Source organism: Magnetospirillum fulvum MGU-K5, from assembly GCF_000442515.1.
Classification (GTDB): Bacteria; Pseudomonadota; Alphaproteobacteria; order Rhodospirillales; family Magnetospirillaceae; genus Phaeospirillum; species Phaeospirillum fulvum_B.
In genome coordinates this window covers 1-23,614 of the sequence record NZ_AQPH01000015.1, presented here as the reverse complement: position 1 = coordinate 23,614, position 23,614 = coordinate 1, and the positions used below count along the sequence as shown (strand labels likewise).

The 23,614-nt window shown below is 65.5% G+C and carries 20 protein-coding genes and 1 tRNA gene; 17 read left to right on the top strand and 4 right to left on the bottom strand.

Annotated features, from left to right (window positions below):
* Nucleotides 1-3 precede the first annotated feature (3 nt).
* Nucleotides 4-945: a 1,4-dihydroxy-2-naphthoate octaprenyltransferase gene (menA, locus tag K678_RS05910; RefSeq protein ID WP_021131546.1), complete on the bottom strand. Its 942-nt coding sequence runs from the start codon at nucleotides 943-945 to the stop codon at nucleotides 4-6.
* 238 nt (nucleotides 946-1,183) lie between these two features.
* Here menA and K678_RS05905 point away from each other — a divergent pair, with 238 nt between their 5' ends.
* From K678_RS05905 to K678_RS05855, 11 genes are all read left to right on the top strand, one after another.
* On the top strand, nucleotides 1,184-2,218 hold the full coding sequence (locus K678_RS05905) for a PstS family phosphate ABC transporter substrate-binding protein (RefSeq protein ID WP_039852188.1): 1,035 nt from the start codon (nucleotides 1,184-1,186) through the stop codon (nucleotides 2,216-2,218).
* A 115-nt stretch (nucleotides 2,219-2,333) separates the two neighbouring features.
* Entirely contained in the window at nucleotides 2,334-3,710 is a 1,377-nt protein-coding gene (gene pstC, locus K678_RS05900; protein WP_021131544.1) for a phosphate ABC transporter permease subunit PstC, read from the top strand.
* Complete coding sequence (pstA, locus tag K678_RS05895) at nucleotides 3,703-5,016, top strand: phosphate ABC transporter permease PstA (RefSeq protein WP_231376215.1); 1,314 nt, start codon at nucleotides 3,703-3,705, stop codon at nucleotides 5,014-5,016. Before pstC ends, pstA begins: the two co-directional genes overlap by 8 nt.
* A 7-nt stretch (nucleotides 5,017-5,023) precedes the next feature.
* Nucleotides 5,024-5,815, top strand: a complete 792-nt coding sequence (gene pstB, locus K678_RS05890; protein WP_021131542.1) for a phosphate ABC transporter ATP-binding protein PstB — start codon at nucleotides 5,024-5,026, stop codon at nucleotides 5,813-5,815.
* Between the two features lie 10 nt (nucleotides 5,816-5,825).
* On the top strand, nucleotides 5,826-6,527 hold the full coding sequence (gene phoU / locus K678_RS05885) for a phosphate signaling complex protein PhoU (protein WP_021131541.1): 702 nt from the start codon (nucleotides 5,826-5,828) through the stop codon (nucleotides 6,525-6,527).
* Complete coding sequence (gene phoB / locus K678_RS05880; protein WP_021131540.1) at nucleotides 6,524-7,252, top strand: phosphate regulon transcriptional regulator PhoB; 729 nt, start codon at nucleotides 6,524-6,526, stop codon at nucleotides 7,250-7,252. Before phoU ends, phoB begins: the two co-directional genes overlap by 4 nt.
* Before the next feature lie 113 nt (nucleotides 7,253-7,365).
* Nucleotides 7,366-7,453: transfer RNA gene (locus tag K678_RS05875), tRNA-Ser, on the top strand.
* A gap of 43 nt (nucleotides 7,454-7,496) precedes the next feature.
* Entirely contained in the window at nucleotides 7,497-8,501 is a 1,005-nt protein-coding gene (locus tag K678_RS05870) for an FkbM family methyltransferase (protein ID WP_039852187.1), read from the top strand.
* A gap of 48 nt (nucleotides 8,502-8,549) precedes the next feature.
* Nucleotides 8,550-9,581, top strand: coding sequence for a DMT family transporter (locus K678_RS05865; RefSeq protein ID WP_021131538.1), 1,032 nt, complete (start codon nucleotides 8,550-8,552; stop codon nucleotides 9,579-9,581).
* A 249-nt stretch (nucleotides 9,582-9,830) separates the two neighbouring features.
* Entirely contained in the window at nucleotides 9,831-10,460 is a 630-nt protein-coding gene (locus K678_RS05860; RefSeq protein ID WP_039852184.1) for a DUF1007 family protein, read from the top strand.
* Nucleotides 10,442-11,392, top strand: a complete 951-nt coding sequence (locus tag K678_RS05855) for a nickel/cobalt transporter (protein WP_021131536.1) — start codon at nucleotides 10,442-10,444, stop codon at nucleotides 11,390-11,392. The genes K678_RS05860 and K678_RS05855 overlap by 19 nt, the downstream gene beginning before the upstream one ends.
* A gap of 9 nt (nucleotides 11,393-11,401) precedes the next feature.
* Here the strand turns inward: K678_RS05855 and K678_RS05850 are convergent, their stop codons facing one another.
* From K678_RS05850 to K678_RS05840, 3 genes are read right to left on the bottom strand one after another with little or no spacing between them, the layout of a single operon-like run.
* Nucleotides 11,402-11,902, bottom strand: a complete 501-nt coding sequence (locus tag K678_RS05850) for a hemerythrin domain-containing protein (protein WP_021131535.1) — start codon at nucleotides 11,900-11,902, stop codon at nucleotides 11,402-11,404.
* A gap of 11 nt (nucleotides 11,903-11,913) precedes the next feature.
* Entirely contained in the window at nucleotides 11,914-13,200 is a 1,287-nt protein-coding gene (locus K678_RS05845; protein ID WP_021131534.1) for a hypothetical protein, read from the bottom strand.
* A complete protein-coding gene (locus tag K678_RS05840; RefSeq protein ID WP_021131533.1) occupies nucleotides 13,200-13,757 on the bottom strand; it encodes a DUF2249 domain-containing protein in 558 nt (185 codons plus the stop codon). The genes K678_RS05845 and K678_RS05840 overlap by 1 nt, the downstream gene beginning before the upstream one ends.
* A 362-nt stretch (nucleotides 13,758-14,119) precedes the next feature.
* Here K678_RS05840 and K678_RS05835 point away from each other — a divergent pair, with 362 nt between their 5' ends.
* The 6 genes from K678_RS05835 to K678_RS17615 all read left to right on the top strand — a co-directional run.
* Nucleotides 14,120-15,364, top strand: coding sequence for a serine hydrolase domain-containing protein (locus K678_RS05835; RefSeq protein WP_021131532.1), 1,245 nt, complete (start codon nucleotides 14,120-14,122; stop codon nucleotides 15,362-15,364).
* A gap of 86 nt (nucleotides 15,365-15,450) precedes the next feature.
* Nucleotides 15,451-16,149, top strand: a complete 699-nt coding sequence (trhA, locus tag K678_RS05830; protein ID WP_231376214.1) for a PAQR family membrane homeostasis protein TrhA — start codon at nucleotides 15,451-15,453, stop codon at nucleotides 16,147-16,149.
* Nucleotides 16,150-16,218: 69 nt separating this feature from the next.
* Nucleotides 16,219-17,457, top strand: a complete 1,239-nt coding sequence (locus K678_RS05825; RefSeq protein ID WP_021131530.1) for an exonuclease SbcCD subunit D — start codon at nucleotides 16,219-16,221, stop codon at nucleotides 17,455-17,457.
* The gene (locus tag K678_RS05820; protein ID WP_021131529.1) at nucleotides 17,454-21,272 is read left to right on the top strand and encodes an AAA family ATPase; all 3,819 of its coding nucleotides are present in this window, start codon (nucleotides 17,454-17,456) and stop codon (nucleotides 21,270-21,272) included. The genes K678_RS05825 and K678_RS05820 overlap by 4 nt, the downstream gene beginning before the upstream one ends.
* Before the next feature lie 526 nt (nucleotides 21,273-21,798).
* On the top strand, nucleotides 21,799-22,632 hold the full coding sequence (locus K678_RS05815; protein ID WP_021131528.1) for a PstS family phosphate ABC transporter substrate-binding protein: 834 nt from the start codon (nucleotides 21,799-21,801) through the stop codon (nucleotides 22,630-22,632).
* The coding region (locus tag K678_RS17615) for a sensor histidine kinase (protein WP_021131527.1) at nucleotides 22,629-23,614 on the top strand (986 nt) is incomplete at its 3' end. The genes K678_RS05815 and K678_RS17615, both read left to right, overlap by 4 nt.

The following is a 23,614-nucleotide window of genomic DNA, read 5'->3' as shown; positions in this document are numbered from 1 at the left end:
TTTCTAGAAAATCAGCCCGAACGTCAGCAATCCCGAAATCAGCAATTGCAGCCGGGCGGTGGTGCCGAGAATGATGTTAAAGGCCGGTCCCCGCTCCTCGGTGGCGAAACGGCGGATCAGCCCGACCGCCATCGGCAACGCCCCCAACACCAGCCATCCCCCCGCCGGGCCGGTCGGACCGACCAGAAGAATAAACGGCGCCAGCACCATCACGGCATACAGCGCCTGACTGGTCCGCACCCCGGCACGGATCGCCAGGGTCCGCCGTCCGATCAAACGATCGGCCTCGATGTCGCGGTAATTGTTGGCCATCAGCACCGCCGCCGCCACTGACCCGACCGCCAGTCCGACGATCAGCGCGGACAGGTCGAGCGTGTGGGTCTGGAGATAATAGCTGCCCCCCACCGCGCCCAGGCCGAAGAAGGCGATCACGAACAATTCGCCATACGGACTATAGGCAATCGGGCGCGGCCCGCCGGAATAGCACCAGCCGCCCGCCAGCGAGGCCAGCCCCAGCGCCAGGATCGGCAGCCCGCCCAACGCGATCAGATAAAGGCCGAACAGACAGGCCAGACCAAAACAGACCAGAGCCCCGGCCCGCACCCGCTCGGGCGTGGCCCAGCCCAGCGCGGTGACGCGGGGCGGCCCCTGGCGCATCGGCTGGTCGCCGCCTTTCAGCGCGTCGGCGACGTCGTTATGCAGATTGGTGCCGGCCTGGATCAGCAACGCACCGCCCAGCGCGGCGAGAAACGGACGCGGATCGAAATGGCCGGACTCGGCCCAGCCCAGCGCCGTTCCGGCCAGAACCGGGGCAACCGCCATCGTCAGGGTACGGGGGCGGATCGCCAGCCACCACAGCCGCCATCCGGCCGGGGGGCGGTCGGCGCGGCTGGCCTCGTCATCGGCGAGGGAAGAGGCCATCTGCTGACCGGGCTCGATATTCATGTCTTGGCCTTAAACTGTATTCCCGACATCCGTCGGCGACCGATTCGCCCGGACCAGGGGAGAGGTACCATACCCCAGCCGGTCTGGTTCGAGAAGCTTTGGCGGATTCACCCGCCCGGAGCGGCAGGCGTCACGGAACCTTCACATTTCTGTCAAAGAGACGTAACCCCCCATCGATATGGTGGCGACGCCGAGGAAGTGTCCCCGGCACCGTCTTTTTCGCTCCATCGGAGGTCTCATGTTGAGGAAGACCATGGCCGTGGCCGCCATTGCGGTTGCCTCGATCGCCGTCGCCGGCACCGCCCACGCCCGCGATCAGATTCGCGTCGTCGGCTCGTCGACCGTGTATCCCTTCACCACTGCGGTGGCCGAACAGTTCGGCAAAACCGGCAAGTTCAAGACCCCGGTGGTCGAGAGCACCGGAACCGGCGGCGGCTTCAAGCTGTTCTGCGCCGGTGTCGGCCCCGACCATCCCGATATCAGCGACGCGTCCCGCGCGATCAAGGCCTCGGAAATCGAGACCTGCGCCAAGAACGGCGTGTCCGATATCGTCGAAGTCAAGATCGGCTATGACGGCATCGTGCTGGCGGCCGCCAAGCGTGCCCACCATATCGACGTCACCCGTCAGCAGCTGTTCCTGGCCCTGGCCAAGGAAGTTCCGGTCAACGGCAAGCTGGTCGAAAATCCCTATGTGACCTGGAACCAGATCGATCCCAAGCTGCCCGCGCAGAAGATCGAAGTTCTCGGCCCGCCGCCGACCTCCGGCACCCGCGATGCCTTCATCGAACTGGTGTTCGAACACGCCGCCGAATCCTTCCCCGAATTGAAGGAACTGAAGAAGACCGACGAAAAGGCGTTCAAGAAGGCCTTCTCCTCGATCCGCGAAGACGGCGCCTATATCGAAGCCGGCGAGAACGACAATCTGATCGTCCAGAAGCTCGACGCCAACCCGAACGCCTTCGGCATCTTCGGCTACAGCTTCCTCGAGCAGAACGAAGACAAGATTCAGGGTTCGAAGGTTGACGGCGTCGCCCCCAGCTTCGACGACATCGCCTCGGCCAAGTATCCGGTGTCGCGTCCGCTGTTCATCTACGTCAAGAAGGCCCATGTCGGTCAGATCCCCGGCATCAAAGAATTCCTGGCCGAATACAGCTCGGAAAAGTCCTGGGGCAAGACCGGCTATCTCGCCGACAAGGGCCTGATCCCGCTGGCCGACGGCGAGCGCAAGGAATGGGCCGCCAAGGCCACCGCGCTCGAAACCCTGAAGAAGTAAGATCGTCCGGCAGCCGTCCTGGGTCCCCCAGGGCGGCTGCTATCTTTCTTTTGCCGGTCTGCTACAGTCCCGCCCGGCAAAATGCCGCACCCCGTTCACCAGTCAGACGATCCCCATGCAGCTTCTCATTTTGACCATTGTGCTTCTCGCCCTGACCGGCATCGGCTTCAGCACGGGACGCCGCCGGGCTCTTGCCGTCGTCGAGGGAAATCCCCGACTGCTGCATTCGCTGCCCAATCATCACGGGTACCTTGTCGCGCTGTGGTGTGGCATCCCCGCTTTGCTGGTCGTCGTCGGCTGGCTGGCGTTCGAGCCGTCGCTGCTGCATGCCCTGGTGATCTCGGCCCTGCCCCCCGAACTGACCGAGATGTCCGACGAGCGTCTCTCGCTGGTCTATAACGAAGTCCGCAACGTCGCCCTTAACGGCCAGACAGCCGGGTCCGATGCGGTGGCCGAAGCGGCCCGGCATTATTTGTCGCTGCGCCAGACCCTGTTCGGAGCCACCGCCGTCGTTGCGCTGGTCCTCGCCGTCGCCGGTCTGGCCTGGGCCCGCGCCCGGATCAACCGCGATCTGCGCGCCCGCAACCGGGTCGAACAGATCGTCACCATTTTCTTGGTGATGGCCTCGACCGTCGCGATCTTCACCACGATCGGGATCGTGCTGTCGCTGCTGTTCGAGTCGCTGCGCTTCTTCCATTTCGTCCCGGTCACCGAGTTCCTGTTCGGCACCGCCTGGAGCCCGCAGATGGCGATCCGCGCCGATCAGGTCGGCAGTTCGGGCGCGTTCGGCGCGGTGCCGCTGTTCGCCGGAACGATGCTGATCGCCGGAATCGCCTTGCTTGTCGCGGTTCCGCTCGGCCTGCTCTCGGCGATCTACATGTCCGAATACGCCCTGCCCCGCTTCCGCTCGGTGGTCAAGCCGATGCTGGAAATCCTGGCGGGTATCCCCACTGTCGTTTACGGCTTCTTCGCCGCGTTGACGGTTGCCCCCTTCATTCGCGACCTCGGCACCTCGCTCGGCCTGACCGTCGCCTCGGAAAGCGCGCTGGCTGCCGGTCTGGTGATGGGGATCATGATCATCCCCTTCGTTTCGTCGCTGTCCGACGACGTGATTTCCGCCGTGCCGCAATCGCTGCGCGAAGGGGCTTACGGCCTCGGCGCGACCAAGTCGGAAACGATCAAGCAGGTGGTGATCCCGGCGGCGTTGCCCGGCATCGTCGGCGGCGTGCTGCTGGCCGCCTCGCGCGCGATCGGCGAGACGATGATCGTGGTGATGGCCGCCGGTCTGGCCGCCAACCTGACCGCCAACCCGCTTGAAGCCGTCACCACCGTGACCACCCAGATCGTCACCCTCCTGGTCGGCGATCAGGAATTCGACAGCCCGAAGACCCTGGCCGCCTTTGCCCTGGGACTGGCGCTGTTCACCATCACCCTGGCGTTGAATGCAGTCGCCCTGCACATCGTCAACAAGTACCGGGAAAAATATGACTGAGACCACGCAAATGGCCAGGCTTGGTGCCGTCCGTCCCACCGCCGAGATCGTCGCCGCGCGGCTGAAGCGCCGCCACAATGCCGAGCGCCGGTTCCGCGCCGTCGGATTGGGTGCCGTTCTGCTGGCTCTCGGTTTCCTCGGCGTGCTGCTGTTCACCATCGTCGGCAACGGCATCACCGCCTTTGTCCAGACCAGCATCCGCGTTGACGTCACCTTTGATCCCGCTCAATTGGGGATCGAGGGCGACACCAGCGCCGACGCACTGGCCGCCGCGAATTATCAGGCGATCATCAAGCAGGCGCTGTACCGCACCTTCCCCGAGGCGAAGACCCGCGGCGAACAGCGTCAGTTGGGCGCGATGGTCTCAAGCGGCGCAGATATCGAGCTGCGCAAGATGCTGATTGCCGATCCCGCGCTGCTGGGCCAGACCCGCTCGGTATGGCTGCTGGCTGACGACGATATCGACATGGCGGTGAAGGGACATATCCCGCGCCAGCCCGGAATCGCCGGCAACCGGCTGTCCGACAACGAAATCCGTTGGCTCGACGAGTTGGAATCCCGTGGCGCGGTCAAGACCCGCTTCAACACCCTGCTGTGGACCTCGGGAGACTCACGCGAACCCGAACTGGCCGGTCTGTGGGGCGCGGTAGTCGGCTCGATCTATTCGTTGATTATCACCTTGCTGGTCAGTTTCCCGCTCGGCGTCGCCACCTCGGTCTATCTTGAGGAATTCGCGCCGAAGAACCGCTGGACCGATCTGATCGAGGTCAACATCAACAATCTGGCGGCGGTGCCCTCGGTGGTGTTCGGTCTGCTTGGCCTTGCGGTGTTCCTCAACATTTTCGGGATGCCGCGCTCGGCCCCGCTGGTCGGCGGTCTGGTGCTGGCACTGATCTGCCTGCCCACCATCATCATCGCCGCCCGCGCCGCGATGAAGGCGGTCCCGCCCTCGATCCGCGAAGCCGCCGCCGGGCTGGGAGCCTCGAAGCTTCAGGTCGTCACCGACCACGTTCTGCCGCTGTCGATGCCTGGCATCCTGACCGGAACGATCCTCGGCATGGCCCATGCCCTGGGCGAGACCGCACCGTTGTTGATGATCGGGATGGTCGCCTTCATCGTCGATATCCCGGCCACCCCGCTTGACCCGTCGGCCGTGTTGCCGGTTCAGGTCTATCTGTGGGCCGACAGCCCCGAACGCGCCTTTGTCGAACGGACCTCGGCCGCCATCATGGTGCTGCTGCTGTTCCTGGCGCTGATGAACCTCTCGGCAATCCTGCTGCGCAAGAAATTCGAACGGAGATGGTAGACCCATCATGAACAGTCCGGTTACCGTTCATCTTCCCCTGGGGACCGCCAAGGTCGCCGCCCGCTCCCTCAGCGTCCATTACGGCGAAAAGCACGCGCTTCAGTCGGTCGATCTCGAGATCCGCGCGGGCGAGGTCACCGCGTTGATCGGCCCGTCGGGATGCGGCAAATCGACCTTCCTGCGCTGCATCAACCGGATGAACGACATGGTTGACGGTGCCCGGGTCAGCGGCAGCCTGACCCTGGATGGCTCGGACATCTATGACCGCTCGCTCGACGTCGTCCAGTTGCGGGCGCGGGTCGGCATGGTGTTCCAGAAGCCCAACCCGTTCCCCAAATCAATCTATGACAACATCGCCTATGGCCCGCGCATCCATGGTCTGGCCCGCAATCAGGACGAGTTGGACGAGATCGTGATGACCAGCCTGGAACGGGCCGGTCTGCTGGCCGAGGTCAAGGACCGGCTGACCGAATCCGGCACCGGCCTGTCGGGTGGGCAGCAACAGCGGCTGTGCATCGCCCGCGCCATCGCGGTCGGGCCCGAGGTGATCTTGATGGACGAGCCCTGTTCCGCGCTCGACCCGATCGCCACCGCCAAGGTCGAGGAACTGATCGACGATCTGCGCGACAATTACACCATCGTGATCGTCACCCACTCGATGCAGCAGGCCGCCCGCGTGTCGCAGCGCACCGCCTTCTTCCATCTGGGCAAGCTGATCGAGGTCGGCGATACCGAACAGATCTTCACCAACCCGCAGCAGCCGCTGACTCAGGGCTATATCACCGGCCGTTTCGGCTGAGGGGATTCGCATGGAAGAACAGGTCCACACGGTAAAGTCATACGACGGGGAGCTGGGCCATCTGACTGGCATCATCGCCCGGATGGGCGGGATGGCCGAGGCTCAGTTCGCTTCAAGCCTGCACGCCTTGGCCCGCCGCGACGAGGCCCTGGCCCAGCGGGTGATCGAAGGCGATGCCCGCATCGACGAACTGGACAAGGAAGTGCAGAGCTTTGCCGTCCGCCTGCTGGCGTTGCGCCAGCCGATGGCGGTCGATCTGCGTCAGATCGTCGGCGCCCTCAACATCTCGGGCGAGATCGAACGGGTCGGCGATTACGCCGCCAATCTGGCCAAGCGGTCGCTGGTGCTGCACCATGTCGGGGTCTCTGTCCCGGTGGCCGGAGTGGTGCGGCTGGGCGATCTGGTGCGCGGCCTGCTGAAGGATGTGCTGGACGCCTATCTGGAAAAGGACGTCGCCAAGGCGTTGGGCGTCTGGAGCCGCGACGAAGAAGTCGATGCGATGTATAATGGGGTGATGCAGGATTTGATCACCCTGATGACCGAGGATTCGGGAACGATTACAGCCGCCACTCATCTGCTGTTCATCGCCAAGAACATCGAGCGGATTGGCGACCATGCCACCAACATTGCCGAGGCTCTGCATTATCAGATTCTCGGCACCTCGCCCGCTGGCTCGCGGCCCAAGGGCAACACCGTCGGAGGACCGGAATGAGCCAGCGTGACGCCACCCCCGCAGGCCAGGCCCGGCCGCTGATCCTCCTGGTCGAGGACGAAGCGTCGCTGGCCACCATGCTGCGCTATAACCTTGAAAAAGAAGGCTTCCGCGTCTGCGAGGCAGGCGATGGCGAAGAGGCTTTGACCCTGGTCGCCGAACGCCGCCCCGATCTGGTCCTGCTCGACTGGATGCTGCCCTCGCTGTCGGGCATCGAGGTCTGCCGTCAGTTGCGGCGCAAACCCGCCACCCGCGACCTGCCGATCATCATGCTGACGGCGCGTGGCGAGGAAAGCGACAAAATCCGCGGCCTCAACACCGGGGCCGACGATTACCTGACCAAGCCGTTTTCGCTGCCCGAACTGATGGCCCGCGCCCGCGCCCTGCTCCGCCGCGCCCAGCCGGTGCCGCAGAAGGGACAATTGAACTGGGGCGACATCAGCATGGATCTGGCCGCCCACCGCGTCACCCGCGCCGCTCGTCCGATCCATCTCGGCCCGACCGAGTTCCGGCTGTTGCAATTCTTCCTTCAGCACCCGGGCACGGTGTTCTCGCGCGAGGAATTGCTTGATGCGGTGTGGGGGCCTGACATCTATGTCGAGCCGCGCACTGTCGATGTCCATATCCGCCGCCTGCGCAAGGCGCTGAATTGCGACACCGAAAGCGACATCATCCGCACCGTCCGCGCCGCCGGTTACGCGCTGGACGCCGAATCCGCCGCCTGAAAACTTCGAGACGGTTCGCCGTCTCGGGGCTTGCGCCGCGCCCGCTCTCAGGGTATCTGTCGAAACGGCTTCGTGTCCTGGGGTGGATAGCCAAATCCACCCCGGCATCCGGGGGAAGTGTGGCCGAGTGGTTTAAGGCACCGGTCTTGAAAACCGGCGACGGGCAACCGTCCGTGAGTTCGAATCTCACCGCTTCCGCCACTTACCTTCTCGTAAACTCCATTTTCTTTTTCGGGAACTCCTAATGTCAGCTATTGATGAAACGGACACGATCCGTTGCCGTGTGGTGCTGCGCAATCCGTTTCAGGTGGAGTCCCTGTCCTTCCTGTCAAAAGTCCACAAGGCCGCGTTCAGCAAGCGGCGACGGGTATCGAAACGATTTATCGGAAAACCGGCCAAACGTCTGTTTCGCGCGCTCTTGTCCGTCGGCGCGGGTGGCGCGGGCAAGCTCATCATTCACACGGCCAAGGGACCGCGCAAGGTTGCCTTCAATGCCCGAAACACCCAATTCGGCGCTCTGTACCTTCCGCAATGCCTTCCGGTCTACGAACCGGAAACCTCGGCCCTGCTCGACCGGTTGGTCGGAGACAACGATGTCTTCTACGACATCGGTGCGAACTGGGGATGGTATTCGCTGCTGATCGCCAGCCGCACGTCGTTCAAAGGCGCGATTCACGCCTTCGAACCGTTTCCATCCACCTTCGCCGATCTTGCGTCGCTTGTTGAACAATCCGAGCAGCAAGATCGGATCGTCTGTCACGAAATCGCGCTGGCCGACAAAGACGGCCAAACGTCGATGTCCTTTCCCGATGGCGTGCAAAGCGGCCTCGCCCGTTTGGGAGCGGTCGGCGACACTCAGGTCCGCCTTGCCAAACTGGACAGCCTCGAGATTTCCGCCCCAAGCGTGATTAAGATCGACGCAGAAGACCATGAATTGGCAGTCCTGACCGGCGCCTCCCAGATCATCGCCCGCGACCGCCCTTTCATCGTTTTTGAAAACTGGCTGCTTCGTGAACAGCCGGAAATTACCCTTGCACCGCTCGACCTGTTGAACCGACAGAACTACCGGTTCTTTTTCCCCGGCTGGGTCTCCGGCACCCAGAACTGCATCGTGGCAGAATCTACGGACAATTCGGAACTCGCCCTGGTCCCGTTTCTTCCTGCGCAGCGGTTCCAATTGCCGTCCCAGATCAATATCGTTGCCGTTCCGATCGAACGGATGGACGAATTCAGACAAAGATTTTCCTAGACCTGCGCCAAGAGCATAAGGAAGCAGACGAACAAGGGAGCCCCCGCCTTGACCCATAAAGGGGTTGCCGCCGCCCTGGCCGCCGCGATGCTGTTCGGGGTCAGCACTCCGCTGGCGAAGGCATTGCTGGGCGCGCTCGATCCCTGGCTGCTGGCGGGAAGCCTGTATCTCGGCTCGGGCCTCGGCCTTGCCACGCTGCGCCTGCTCACCCCCGGCAGCGGGGTCCGTCTGGCCCGGACCGACGTTCCCTGGCTGGCCGGAGCGATCCTGGCGGGCGGGATCGTCGCCCCGGTGCTGCTGCTGATCGGGTTGGTCGGCAGCAGCGCTGGAACCGCTTCGCTGCTGCTGAATGCCGAGGCAGTGTTCACCGCCCTGCTCGCCTGGATCGTGTTTCGTGAGAACGCCGACCGCCGCATCGTCGCCGGGATGGCGGCGATCGTCGCCGGGGCGGTCGTGCTGTCCTGGCCTGGAACCCAAGCCCCGGTCGAAGCGTCGGGACCGGCGCTGGCCATTCTCGCCGCCTGTTTATGCTGGGGCATCGACAACAATCTGACCCGCAAGGTATCGCTGGCCGATCCGCTGACGATCGCCGCGATCAAGGGACTGGCGGCGGGAAGCGTCAATGTCCTGCTCGCCCTCGCGGCGGGCGCAACGCTCCCGGGGGCGGGACCGCTGGCGCTGGCGGCCGGGCTGGGCTTCGTCGGCTATGGCCTCAGCCTCGCCGCCTTCGTCGTGGCCCTGCGCGAACTGGGCACCGCCCGCACCGGAGCCTATTTCTCGACAGCACCGTTCATCGGGGCGCTGGTCGCGGTGGTAGGGTTCTCGGAACCGCTGACGCTGCGCCTGATCGTGGCCGGGCTGCTGATGGGGCTGGGGGTGTGGCTACACCTGACCGAGCGGCACGAGCATTCCCACCGGCATGAGGCAATCGAACACGATCACCTCCACACCCACGACGACCATCACCGCCATCATGACGGCGCCGAACCGGAGGAGCCGCACGCCCATCCGCATCGCCACCTCCCGCTACTCCATTCCCACCCGCATTATCCCGACGCCCATCACCGCCACGATCATTGAAGGCGTCGGCGATCGGTCAGTGTCTCCGGTGAAGCCGCGGTGGCACCGTAAAATCGGACAGGATGTGAAAGTCAGGCCCCATAAAACGCCGTTCCACACATCGGCGTTGCGATCGAAGACTCCCTTCGCCCCCCCTGTGAATCACGCGGCAACCGCGTCGGCGCTTGTCATTAGTCTCCAACCTGCCACATCTTGGCCGCCTTCCCCGCCATCATGCGGGGAAACGACATCGTGGCATGAGAACGCAAGGTGAGACGAACAACGCTATTCCTGGCTGTGCTGGCGATGATGCTGGGGGGTATCCGGGCTGCCTCCGCCCATCCTCACGCCTGGATCGACATGTCGGTGGAGGTGCTGTTCGACATGAGCGGCAAGGTGACGGCGCTCAAGCAAAGCTGGCTGTTCGACGAATTCTACACCGCCGACACAGTGCAGAAGGGCGAGCAGGCGAAGATGGACCTGCTGACCACCCGCATCCTCGGCAACCTCAAGGATTGGGGGTATTTTACCCAGGTCCAGGCCGGGAGCCGGAGCATCGGCTTCATGCGTCCCACCGAGCATTCGGCACGGATGGAAAAGCATCGTCTGCGGATGACCTTCGTGCTCCCCCTTGCCGAAGCCGTATCGCCGACAGACGTTCCGCTGACCTATTGGGTGTTCGACCCGACCTACTACATCGAAATGCTGCACGCCGAGAGCAAGGACGCGATCCGCCTGACCGGCGCGCCGCCGTCCTGCCGGTTCACGCTGATCCAGCCTGCACCCGATCCGAAGGCGGTGGCCAAGGCTGCTGCGCTCGACCGCACCCAGAGCGGCGGGGACGGATTAGGCAAACAATTTGCCGAAAAAGTAGAGATCAGATGCGACGCCCAGCCCTGACCCTTGCCCTTGTCGCCCTGGCCCTGAGTGCCGTGCATTCCGCTTGGGTGGCACAAGCCGCGCCAACGCCAGGGGTTTGGGATACCGTCATTGCCTGGATTTTAGAGCAGCAGCGGTTGTTCCACCGCGATCTGGCCCAGCATCTGCGCGCCCTGGAAGCGGAAGGATCAGCCGCCGTCGGCTTCACCCTGATCGGGGTCAGCTTCCTCTATGGCGTTTTCCATGCCGCCGGTCCGGGCCACGGCAAGGCGGTGATCGCCACCTACCTGTTGACCCACGAAAGCAATCTGAAACGCGGCATCTTGCTGGCGGCAGCCTCATCGCTGGTCCAGGGATTGGTCGCAATCGTGCTGGTCACCGGGCTGGTCAGCCTCGCCAACGGATTGGAGCACGACACCAACACCGCCATAAGGTGGAGCGAGCGATTGAGCTTCGCCCTGCTGGCGGGGATGGGAGGCCTGTTCGCCGGACGGGCCGCTTATGATCTGGTGTCACGCCTTCGCCCCGCGCCCCTTCAGGCGATCGGGCACCGCCACATCCACGGCCCTGGTTGCGGCTGCGCCCACGGCCCGACACCGCGCCAGATCGAAGGTGCCCATGGTCTGAAGTCCACGCTTGGCGTCTTGCTGTCGGTGGGATTGCGCCCGTGCAGCGGGGCGGTGCTGGTCCTGGCGCTGGCTAACGTGCTGGAGTTGACCGGTGCCGGGATTGCCGCCGTCGCCGCGATGTCGGTGGGCACCGCCATCACCGTCGCGTCTCTGGCGGTGATGACGGTGAAAGCCCGGCAATGGACCGTCACCCTGCTGGGCGGCCGGTCCCGCCGCCGCTGGATCGGGCCAGCCGTCACGCTGATCGGCGGACTCGTGATCCTTCTGCTGGGATTATCGCTGCTGATCGCCTCGTTCGGACCGCAGCATCCGCTCCGGCTGTAGGATAGGGGTTCAGCGCTCCAGCGCCGCGAACGCCTCGGCCAGCGCCGCATCGGTGGCAGGATCGATCAGGGCAGCGATCCCGGCCAGCAGCCCCATCTCTTCCTTCTGGATGTGGAACAACTCGCGTTCGATCAGTTCGCCGCCCTTCATCCGGAAGGTCGCCCAGTCGGAATCGGCGAAGCCCCCAGCAGCGATCGCCGCTTCGGCCATCTCGGCCAGATTGCGGGCCATGGGGAGGATCGTCTCGTGCTCCTGGGTCAGGATCTCGACGATCCCGGTCTGGCCCTGGGCCAGGAACAGCGGGAACACCCGGCCTTCCTCGAAGCCGAAATGAGTCTCGACCTCGGCGCGCAGAACCCCCGCCAGCCAGCCCAGCCATTCCTTCAACGCGGCATCGAGCGGCGGAGTCTTGCGGTTCTTCGACAACAACCGCTCCAGAGCCTCCAGCGCTTCGACGGTGGCCATGTGGTCGCGGTGGAGCAAAGAGCCGATCTGAGTGGTGGGGAACATCGGAATTCCTTTTAGAGAGAGGCGGCAAAGGCCGCGCGGTGACAGGACAGCCGCCACGGCACCGCAGCGGCATAGATCGCAAAGAACAGTGCGCCCAGCAGACCGGCCCCGGTCCCCAGCCACAGCGGCCAGGACCAGCCGCCGACCAGACCGGCCGCGATCAGGACCAGCGCGGCACAGTGACAAACGAAGTGAAGATCGGAGGCCCAGGCCGGGGCGAGCCGTGATGGCAACGCCGGGGGCCGCCCGCCGCAGGACGAATGCATCGCGGCAAGAAACGGCATGATGCGCTGGAGGATCGCCAGGACGAAGCCGAGCAACCAGCCGAACACCAGCAAAAAGCCCCACAGCGCCGCCCACGGATCGGCGGGCGCACCCAGCGCCAGGGCCAGCCCGACCAGCAGACTGGCCGCCAGCATCGCCCAGGACAGCACGACCAGCCGGAAGAACGGCTCGAACCGGCGCCGCATCCGCCGCCGCACGCTGGCGGCCAGGGTGCGAAGATGGTGCCCCAGCGCGACCAGCCCCAGCCCCGCGCCCAAGGCTGCCAAACCGCCCAGACCCAAGGCGGCCCCGCTTGCCCCGGTGACCAAAGCGAGCCCGACCAGGATTGCGCCGCGACCGCGCTCGGCATCGGGGATCGACGGCCCCAGCACGAACATCGGGATCAACACATAGGAAAATCCCAGCGCCAGCGAGCCCATGAAACCATAGCCGCCGAGAACGGCATGGGCGGCGGCAATCGCGGCATGATTGCCCAACCATCCGGTCGAGAAATCGGCGACCAGAGCCAGTCCGAGCAGGCCGAGACCGAGCAGCGACGCCAGCGACAGGCCGAGATGACGGACCAATCCGGGCATGTCCTCAACCCGGCGCAGATGCAGCCCGACCAGCAGCCCGAACAGCGCCAGCCCGGCCAGGGTCAGCCCGGCACCGACCGAGCGCAGGGTGGGATCGGCCAGCGCCAGCCCAGCCGACAGCGCGCCGATGCCGGGGGCGTACAGCCAGAACATCAGCCGACAGGCCCACAGCGGCCCCAGCGGCCGACAGGTGGCGATCGGCAACATCTGGATCGCCGCACCCAGCGCGGTCATCGCCAGCGTGCCCAGGGTGATCAGGTGGAGCGCCGCCACCACCGGCCCCAACCCGCCGACGAAGCCCAGGATCGCGCCCGGCCCGGCCCAGGCCAACAATGCCCATCCGGCGATATGGTACAGCACGGCAACGGCAAAGAAGCGGCCGGGCAGCGACGGCGGCAACAGCCGGTCGGCGGCATCGGCGGGCAGACCGGGCAGCATCAGCGTGTCTCCGGCTCAAGCCACAGCCGGAGATCGGCCGGGGCGGCTTCGGTGCGGACAATCCGCCAGCCGCGTTCAGCCAGTTCGGGGGCCAGAAACACCGGGTCGCGGTCATGATGAACCACGATGGTCCCGCTTTCGCCCAGGCTTTCGACAAGGCGCAGAATCACCCGCAACGGCTCGGGCGGAGGCAGACGGCGGACATCAAGGTGAATGCCATCTTCCTCGGTCCATTGCATCGCCCCTTCGGGCAGAGTCTCGGCTTCGGCACGGCGCTCCCAATCAATGCCGCCGTCATGGAGAAAGACCACCCGCCAGTGCCCCTCGCCCAGCTTTTGCGCCCGCGAGGAAAAGCCCCGCTTTCCCATCGCCCGGCGCAACGGGGTCGGATTGAAGGGGGCATCAATGGTCAGACGGTCGCCCAGAGCAATCCGGCTCGAGGCGGCAATCACGGAATCATAAGGATCGACACCATTCGCCAGCAGGGAGCGGACATCAAACACCCCCGGCTCGGGGATGACTTCATCGTCGGGGGACGGAGAACGCGGAACGGTCACGGGCGGAGACTCCTGCTGCCTGACCCCGCCACGATGCCCGAGGCTGCCCAATCCGTCCTTGATCCTGGTCAAGCCCACGGTGGGACGCCGCCTCACCACAAAATTACAAAAAGATCATGCGACGGCCACGATGCGGTAATCCGTTTGATGGCATTGTTTCTTCATAAGCTTCTGAGCCTCAGCCACTCAAAAGTCCTCCCTCGGAAAGCCCCCCGCCCTACCCCCCTGGTGCGGGGGTTTTTCGTTTTGGGGCTTTGTTATCCCCGGCATGGACATCGCCCTATTTCGTTCGAATGGTGTTTCCTTAGACGAAATGGTAGGAAAGGCGGCAAAATGTAACGTTATGGTTGGGATGGCGGGGAATGTCGGCTGAGGGGGTGGTGGGACAGGAGCGGACGGGAGTTCGGGAAAGGAAGGCCCAGACCGGAATCATCCGCCGAGCGCCCCATTTTCTCGCCAATTTGGCCCTGGCGGTGGTGCTGTCGGCCTGCGGCACCCTGACCACCTGGGAGATTGATCCCGCCACCTTGCCCACGGGGCGCTCCGATCTGGCCGAACAGGTCGAGAAGATCGCCGCCCCCCTGGTCACGCAGGGCGAGACCCCCGGCCTGATCGTCGGTTTGCTACTTCCCGACGGCACCACCCGCTTTTACGGCTATGGCACCACCGGCCAGCCCGACGGAGCACCGCCCGGCCCCGACACGCTGTTCGCGATCGGATCGCTCAGCAAGGGCTTCATGGCGGCGATTGTCGCGACGATGGTGCAGGAGGGAAGCCTGTCCTGGGCCGACCCGCTCGGCTCGCTGCTGCCGCCCAGCACACAGCTCAGTCCCGACGCCGCCCGGATCACCGTCGAACAGCTTGCCACCCACACCTCGGGTCTGCCGCGCCAGCCGCTTGATGCGACCGTTCTCGCCGGATTCGTCTCTTATCTGTTCACCGGCGAGAATTTCTACCAGCATCTCGACCGCGATGCGGTGCTGGCCTATCTCGCCGATTTCTCCGCCCCTGACGAGGTACTGCCGCGCTATTCCAATATCGGCTATGGGCTGTTGTCCCACGTTGCCGCGGTGCGGTCGGGCCGTTCGGTCGACGATCTGCTGGCCGAGCGGATTACCGGGCCGCTGGGACTGACCCGCACCGGCTATGTCGCAGAACGCCTGCCCGGCTATGACACCCGCGCCATCGGTCATGCCGGTGACCAGCCCAAATTCATCCGGCGCGGCGAAACGGTGCCGGACTGGCGCTTTACCGACATCCTGCGCGGCTCGGCGGCGCTGTATTCCTGTGCCCGCGATCTGCTCGCCTTCGCGGCTGCGCATGTGAAGACCGACGATACCCCGTTGGGCCGGAGTCTGACCGACGCCGTACGGGTCCGCTATCCCCGCCCACGACAGGCGGCGGCAGCAGCCTGGATCGCCGATGACGTGCTGGGCCTCCACATCACCTATCAGGTCGGCATCGTCGCGGGCTATACCAGCTATCTCGGCATCGACACCGCCCACCATACCGCCGTCGTCGTGCTGCAAAACGCGTTTAACTGGGATTACAGCGCCGGTCACACCCTGTTGAAGATTCTGGCGACCAACGCGACCCATCCCTCCTGATCACCGACGATCGAGAAAGAGGTGGGGAATATACCCATTTCGGCTCGGTTCAAACCGAACCCAACCCGAGCTATGCTGGAGGTCGGTTGATCTCCGGCGACACCGGGATCACCCCCGGTCGGGCAAAGTCAGGAGCATCGGCGATCATGCACCCGCAATACACCCCAGCCGAACGCCGCTTCGATGGCGTCGTCCACATCCTCGGGATGGTTCTGTCGGGGCTTGGCGCGCTGACCCTCCTCGGTCTGACCGGAGCCGCAGGCGACATTTTGCTGTTCACTGCGGCGGCGATCTATTCCCTGGGACTGATCGCGACCTTCTGGTTTTCCGCCGCCTATAACCTGACCGTGGTTCCGCACCGCAAGACCTTGCTGCGCCGGTTCGACCATGCCGCGATCTATGTAATGATCGCCGGAACCTATACCCCGCTGGCGATGATCAGCATTGGCGGCACCGTCGGCTATAGTCTGCTCGCCCTGGTGTGGAGCATCGCCGGGCTTGGTCTGGTGCTGAAACTGGGATGGCCGCACCGGTTCGAACGGCTCTCGGTCGCTCTCTATCTCGCACTCGGCTGGGTCGGGTTGTTCGTGATCGGCTCGATCATCCAGGCGCTGCCGGTCGCGGCGCTGGTGCTGCTGCTGGTTGGCGGCATCTTCTACACCACCGGGGTGATCTTCCATCTGTGGACACGGTTGCCGTTCCAGAATGCAATCTGGCATTGCTTCGTCCTGGTCGCGGCGGCGTGCCATTACGCGGCGGTGGTCGACGCGATCCTGCCGCAATAATCGCAAGGGGCCGCTTGACATCGGCGGGTGCGGCGGCGACGCTCGCGCTTTTACGCGGGCGGTTTCCTTATGCGTTTTTTCCACACCGCCGACTGGCATCTTGGGCAGGATTTCCACGACATCCCGCGCGAGGCCGAGCATCAGGCCTTCCTCGACTGGCTGGCCGATCAATTGGTCACGCAGGACGCCGACGCCTTGCTGGTCACCGGCGATATCTATGACAGCCAGAATCCGCCGATCGGGGCGCAGCGGCAATTGTACCGCTTCATCGCCGAGGTGCGGAACCGCAAGCCCGATCTCGATATTGTTCTGATCGGCGGCAATCATGATTCCGCCGGACGGCTGGAAGCGCCCGGTCCGCTGCTCGATCCCTTTGGTGTCCGGGTGATCGGCTCGCTGCCCCGCATCGCCGGGGGCGGTCTCGATTTCGACCGGCTGACCGTGCCGCTCCACGACAGCGACGGCACGGTCGCCGCCCTGGTCGCGGCGGTGCCGTTCCTGCGCCTGCCCGATCTGCCCCCTGCCCCGGACGATTGCGACGACCCGCTGATCTGGGGCGTGCGCGAGGTTTACCACGAGGCGCTGGCGGGGGTTGCGGCGCGGCTGGAGCCGGGACAGGCGCTGATCGCCACCGGCCATTGCTACATGACCGGCAGCGAATTATCGGACCTGTCGGAGCGGCGGATTCTGGGCGGCAATCAGCATGCCTTGCCGGTCGATCTATTCCCCACCGATCTCGCTTATGTCGCGCTTGGCCACCTGCACAAAGCGCAATGCGTCGGCGGCCGCGCCGAAGTGCGCTATAGCGGCTCGCCGCTGCCTTTGTCGGTGGTCGAGCGCGATTACCGCCATCAGGTCGTCATGGTCGATCTGGACGACGGAGCGGCGAAAGTAACCCCGCTGATCGTACCGCGCACGGTCGACATCGTCCGGGTACCGAGCCGTGGCGCGGCGTTGGTCGAAGACGCGCTGGCCGCGCTCCGCGCCCTGGTCGCCGATCCGGCGCAACCGCGCGAATTGTGGCCCTATCTCGATATCGTGATTGCCGCCGACGGGCCGCTGCCGTCGCTGCGCCGCGACGTTGACGAGGCCATCGCGGGCAAGGGGCTGCGGCTGGCCCGGCTGAAGGTCGAGACCCAGGCCGCCGCGTCGAACGGCGCGGCCCCCCCGCCCGATCTGGAAACGATGGTGCCGGAAGAGGTGTTCGTCCGCTGCTGGCAGCGCACCTATTGCGATGCCCCGCCCGAAGCGACCCTGGACGCCTTCCGCGAATTGCTGGAAAGCCTGGAAAGCGGAGAGCCCACATGAGGATTCTCGCTTTGCGCGGACGCAACCTCGCCAGTCTGGCCGGGGAGTTCGAGATTGATTTCGAGGCGGCACCGCTGGCCGGGACCGGGCTGTTCGCGATCACCGGCCCGACCGGAGCGGGCAAAAGCACCCTGCTCGACGCGCTGTGCCTGGCGCTTTACGACCGGCTACCCCGGCTGGAACAGGCATCGAAGACCGAAGTCGGCGGCGAATCGGAACGGCTGTCGGGCACCGATGTCCGGCTGATCTTGCGCCACGGCACCGCCAACGGCTTCGCCGAGGTCGATTTCCAGGGCCATGATGGCAGACGCTATCGCGCCCGCTGGGAAGTCCGCCGCGCCCGCAACCGGGTCGGCGAACGGCTTCAGGCCCAGGCGATGTCACTGACCGATCTCGCCGATAACAGCCAGTTGGGCCACACCAAGACCGAGGTGTTGAAGGAAATCCGCGACCGGGTCGGGCTGGATTTCGACCAGTTCCGCCGCTCGGTGCTGCTGGCCCAGAACGAGTTCGACGCCTTTCTCCGCGCCCGCCCGGCCGAGCGGGCCGAATTGCTGGAACTGATGACCGGCACCGCGATCTATGGCGCGCTGTCGGTGGCGGCGTTCGAGCGCGGGCGACGGGAAAAGGCGATCCTCGACGCGCTCGACGACGAATTGCGCCGGGTCAATGTGCTGGACGACGAATCCCGCGCGGTGATCGAGGCGGACAGTGCCGCCGCTGAAGCCGAACGGCTGGCGCTGGAGGCCGAGATCGAGCACCTGACCGCCGAGGCACAGTGGCACCGCACGGCGCGGGTTCTGGTCGAGCAGGTCACCGCCGCCGAAGCCGGGATCGCCGAGGCCAAGACGGCGCTGGCCGATGCCGAACCCGAGCGGGTTCGCCTTGCCGAGATTCGCCGTGCGCTGACCGCCCGTCCCCAAGTGGCCGAGGCCGACCGGCTGACGGCGGAAGCGGCCCGGCTGGAGGCCGAGGAAACCACGGCGCGACAGGAGGCCAAGGCCCGCCAAGCCACCTGCACCCAGGCGCAAGAGGCCCGCGACACCGCCCGCTTGGCAGCCGATCAAGCCGATGCGGCGTTCAAGGCGGCGGGGCCGCTGCTTGACCATGCCGCCGCGCTCGACACCCGTCTGGCCGAGGGCCGCACCCGGCTGGAACAGGCACGGATCGCCCAAACCGAAGCCGAGGCCGAAGCGGGCCGAACCGCCGCATTGCGGGCCGAGGCCGAGCAGACTCACAAAGCCAGCCTGGAGAAGATTTCCCGTCTGGAACAGTGGCTGGAGGCCAATCAGGCCCGCAAGCCGCTGGTCGAACAGCTTGACCGCTGGCTCGACGCGATTGCCGCCCACGGCACCGCCGCCGCCCAGGCCCGCGATGCGGCCAATTCCGACCGACAGGCCGCCGCCGCTCTGGAGGCGATCGCGGCGGAAACCAGCCAGATCGACGCAGCCGACGCGACGCAACGGACCCAGTTGGCCAAACTGGACGAGGAGATCGCGACCCTCGATTCGACCCTGGCCACGCTTGATCCCGCCGCGCTGGAGCAGCAGCGCGAGATTCTGGACGCGCAAGAGGCCGCGCTTGCCCGTCTGCTCGACACCGCCGCCCAGGCCGCAGCAATAACCGCCCGTGCCGCCGAGATCGCGGCCCGCCGCACCGCCGCCACCGCCCGCCGCGATCAGACCGACCAGGAGACAGCGGCGGTCGAGACCCGCCAGACCATCGTCGCCGCCAGCCTCAGCGAGGCCAAGGCGGCGCTGGTCCTAGCCGAGGCCGCCGAGGGAGAACAGGCGCTGGTGCTGCGCCAGACCCTGGTTGCAGACGAACCGTGCCCGGTCTGCGGCTCGCGGCAGCATCCGTTGGAGGCGATCGCCTCGGCCCTGACCGGATTGCTGGCGAACCATCGGCAGCGGGTCGCACAAATCGAGGCCGAGCGCGACGATCTGCTGCGCCGGGGCGGCGAAGCCGCCGCCAGCCGCCGCGCCGCCGCCGAAGCGCTGACCCAGGCCGAGCGCGACGAAACAACGCTGGCCCGCGACCGCGACGCTGTTATGACGCGATGGAGCGCCGATGCCGCCGCCTGCCCGCTCCCTCTTCCCCCTGATCCGTTCGCGGTCACCGACCACGCCCCGCTGGAAACGATGCGCCAGCAAACCCAGGACGAACGCGGCTCAATCGGTGAGCGCCTGCGCACGTACCGGCAGGCCGAGTTGGACCGCCGCACCCGATCCGAAACCCGCGACCGGCTGCGGCGCGATGTCGAGCAGCGGGCGGCGACACGGACCGGATTGGCTGCCCGTCACGCCACCGCGACGGCGGAGCGATCCCGTGCCAGCGCCGAAGCCGGGCGCGCCCGGGCGGACCAGGCCCGGCTGGCCGCCAGTCTGGCCGTGCCGCTGGCGGTGCTGCCCGATGCCGAACGACGGCTAGACGGCGACCCGGCCGACCTGATCGCCGCCTGCCGCAAGCTGGCCGAAACCTGGGGAAAAACGACGCAAACGCTGGAGGAAGAGCGCGGGCACGAACGTCGTCTCGCCGCCCAGGCCGACAGCGCCCGCAGCGCCGAAGACAATGCCCGGCACAATGCCGCCCGCGCCGCCGAGCGCACGCGTGAGGAGCAAGCGGCGCTTGACCTTCTGGCGGGCGAGCGGGCGACCGTCTTCGAGGGACGCGCCACCGCCGAGATTCGCGACGGGTTCGAGGCGGCTCGCAAGGCGGCGGTGGCCCGCCACCAAGCGGCTCAGGACTCCTGGGCAGCCGCCGATCGCGATCGTGCCATCGCCCTGGAGCGGGTCCGCGCCCTGGGGGTCAGCCGGACCCAGACCGCCGACGCTTTGGCGGCGGCTCTGGCAGCGCGGGAGGCGAAGCTGGCCGAGATCGCTCTCGACCTTGCCGCCGTCCGCGCCGCGATGGAGCTAGGCGAAGCCTGGGCCGAGAGCGAAGAACGCCGGCAGGCCGCCTTGCTTCAGGCGGTGGCGAGCGCCGAAGCGGTGTGGGGCGAGCGGCTGCGGCTGCGACGCGAGCACGAGGCGAGCGGTCAACCCGAGCGCAGCGCCGAAGCGCTTGATCTTCTGCTGCCCGAGCGTGCCGCCGCCCGCGACGCGCTGCGCGAACGGCTGAGCGGATTGCGCCAGCGGCTGGCCGACGACGACCGCAACCGCGATGCTGCCCAAGGCACCCGCGAGCGGATCGCCACCCAACGCCAGAGCTTCGATCTGTGGAAAGGCATCGCCGATCTGATCGGGGCCGCCGACGGCAAGAAATTCCGTCTGTTCGCCCAAGGGCTGACGCTTGACCGCCTGCTCGGGCTGGCCAATGCCCATCTGGCCGATCTGACGCCGCGCTATCTGCTGCAACGCGCCCCCGGCGGCGATCTTGATCTTCAGGTGATCGACCGCGATATGGCCGACGAAATCCGCGGCGTCGCCAACCTGTCGGGCGGCGAACGCTTCCTGGTGTCGCTGGCGCTGGCCTTGGGACTGGCCAGCATGACCGGACGCCGGACCCTGGCGGAAAGCCTGTTCATCGACGAGGGATTTGGTGCGCTCGACGCCGCCAGCCTCGACCTTGCTTTGTCGGCGCTGGAAAGCCTGCACGCCTCGGGCCGCAAGGTCGGGGTGATCTCGCACGTTCAACCAATGATCGACCGCATCGGAATCCAGGTCCGCGTCACCAAGCAAGGCGGCGGACGGAGCCTGATCGAAACACGGTCGAGTTGGAAAAAAGCGGACTCGCCCGAACTGATCGGGTGCGGTGCCTCAGCCGACGCAAGCATAGAGGCTCCGTCGCCGTCGACGTCACCCATATGGGTGTGAAAGCAGGACAGGCACCACAATACCGGCATCAACACCCGCTCCCGCGTCACGGAATGGCGGGTTTTACGACCGCAATGGGGGCAAAAGTGAACTTCGTCGCGGTCGATATCGAGTTGGTTGGAATCGGTATGAGTCATAGGAAGATAACCAAACGTAAAAAAGGTGTTCCGTTGCGTGCCCGTGTCAACTGCACCCGCTTTGACAGGTACGATTTCATTGGAACCGCGTTCGCAAGATTTGGGCAGAATCGCCCGATATTCAAGACCGCTTCTTATACGGAATATACCCAGCATATTTCAACCAAAAGGAATCAGCCTGGCGGAGCTGTGGCAGCAATGACCGCAATCGCATCCTGCCTCATCTCGGACGCATCACACCTTAAGGGGAAATGCGCATCCTCTTCTTGCCTGCCCCCGGTTGAGCTATGCTGTCCGAGGTGAGAAGGAGGAACACCACCATTCATTCGGCACCGCCGATTCGATCTGGCCCCGCCTCCTCTCTATTCCGTCTGAAAGAGGCTGAGCCGATGGCGTTCGATGTCTTCGCCCGATTTTGCCGGTTCGCCAGCGTTGTCCTGATCGCGGGGGGAGGTCTGGCCTCGGCCAACGCCCTTGCCGGAACGGTGACGATCGGGGGAACCGGATCTGCCCTGCCCGCCGTTCGCGCCCTGGCCGAGCGATTCCAGGCCGGCCATCCCGCCACCCATATCGAAGTTCCCTCCAGCTTGGGCACCAGCGGGGGCATTCGCGCCGTTGCCGCCGGCGCGATCGATCTCAGCGTCTCGGCCCGCCCGCTGACGGCACCGGAAACCGCGTCGGGTCTGCACTACGTTGCCTGGGGGCGGACGCCGTTCATGGTGGTGGTGTCGCCCCAGGTCGGAGAAAACGCGATCACGCTGGACGGGCTGGCCGACATCCTGGCCGGACGTCGGACTCATTGGAGTAACGGCGAACCGATCACCCCCGTTCTGCGGCCGCCGTCGGATTCGGACTCGACCGTCCTGGCCGCCGCGTCTCCGGCACTGGCTGCCGCCCTCGCCACCGCCCATGCCCGGCCGGGCATGTTGATCGCGGTCACCGATCAGGATGCCGCCGCGACGATGGTCGGTGCCAGCGGCGGGATCGGCACCCTGACGCTCGCCCAGAAAATCGGCGAGGCATTGCCGCTCAAGCCGCTTACCCTCAATGGCCAGACTCCCGATCCTGCCACCCTGGCCAACGGACACTATCCGCTGTCAAAGACGTACTGGATCGTCTCCGGCACCGCACCCTCGGGCGAGGCACGGGAGGTTCTGGCCTATCTGACCGGCCCCCAGGCCACCCGCCTTTTGGAAACGTTTGGGATCATTCCCCCACCATGATCGTCGGACGTGACCCTCTCGAGATGCGGATTCGTGGACTGGCCCGGATTGGACTGGGGATTTCAATCCTTTTCGCTTTATTGCCGCCGCTCAGCTATGGATTGATCGGTATTGCCTCGACCCGAACCGAGATGGAAGTCGCGGGACGGATTCGCGCCCAAACCATCGGCCAGTCGGTCGCGGCCCGCCCGCGTTTGTGGCGGTTCGAACGGGAACGCTTCAATGACCTGCTGTGGCGATTAACCCAACCGGGCGAATCCCTTGAACTGCTCGATGCGACGGGATTGCGGGTCGCAAGCAATAACGTCACGGTCACCGCCCCTGCCCTGGAAATGCGCCTGCCGATCTATGCATCGGGCGACTTAGCGGCCTATCTGGTCGTCCGGCGAAAGGCGACCGATCTGATCATCGGCGAGAGCATCGCGCTGGCGCTGGGTCTGGGGCTGGGCTGCGGTCTGTTTCTGGCGATGCGGGCGTGGCCGCTGGGCACCCTGCGGCGGGCCATCGCCGAATTAAAAGCCGCCGATGACAGCAAAAGCCTGCTTCTGTCGGCGGTCGGTCACGATTTGCGTCAACCGCTGCAATCGCTAACGCTGTTCGCCTCGGTGATCAGCGCCGCCGATCTTCCCCCCACCCCGCGCCGTGCCGCCGAGATGCTGAACATATCGCTGACCCGGCTGAGCACGCTGCTGGACGAGATCATCGCGATCGCCCGAATCGATGTCGGGGCTATCGAAGAAAACAAAGAACAGATCGCGCTTGAACCGCTGCTGGACCATCTGGTTCAGGAGATGACGGTTCAGGCCGATGTCAAGGGCCTGCGCCTGCACCACGTCACCACCAGCGCGGTTACGCTCAGCGATCCCTCGCTGCTGGCAACGATTATCCGCAACCTGCTCAGTAACGCGATCCGCTATACTGAACGTGGTGGGATTCTGCTCGGCTGTCGCCGCCAGGGCGGGGCGTGGCTGATCTGCATATA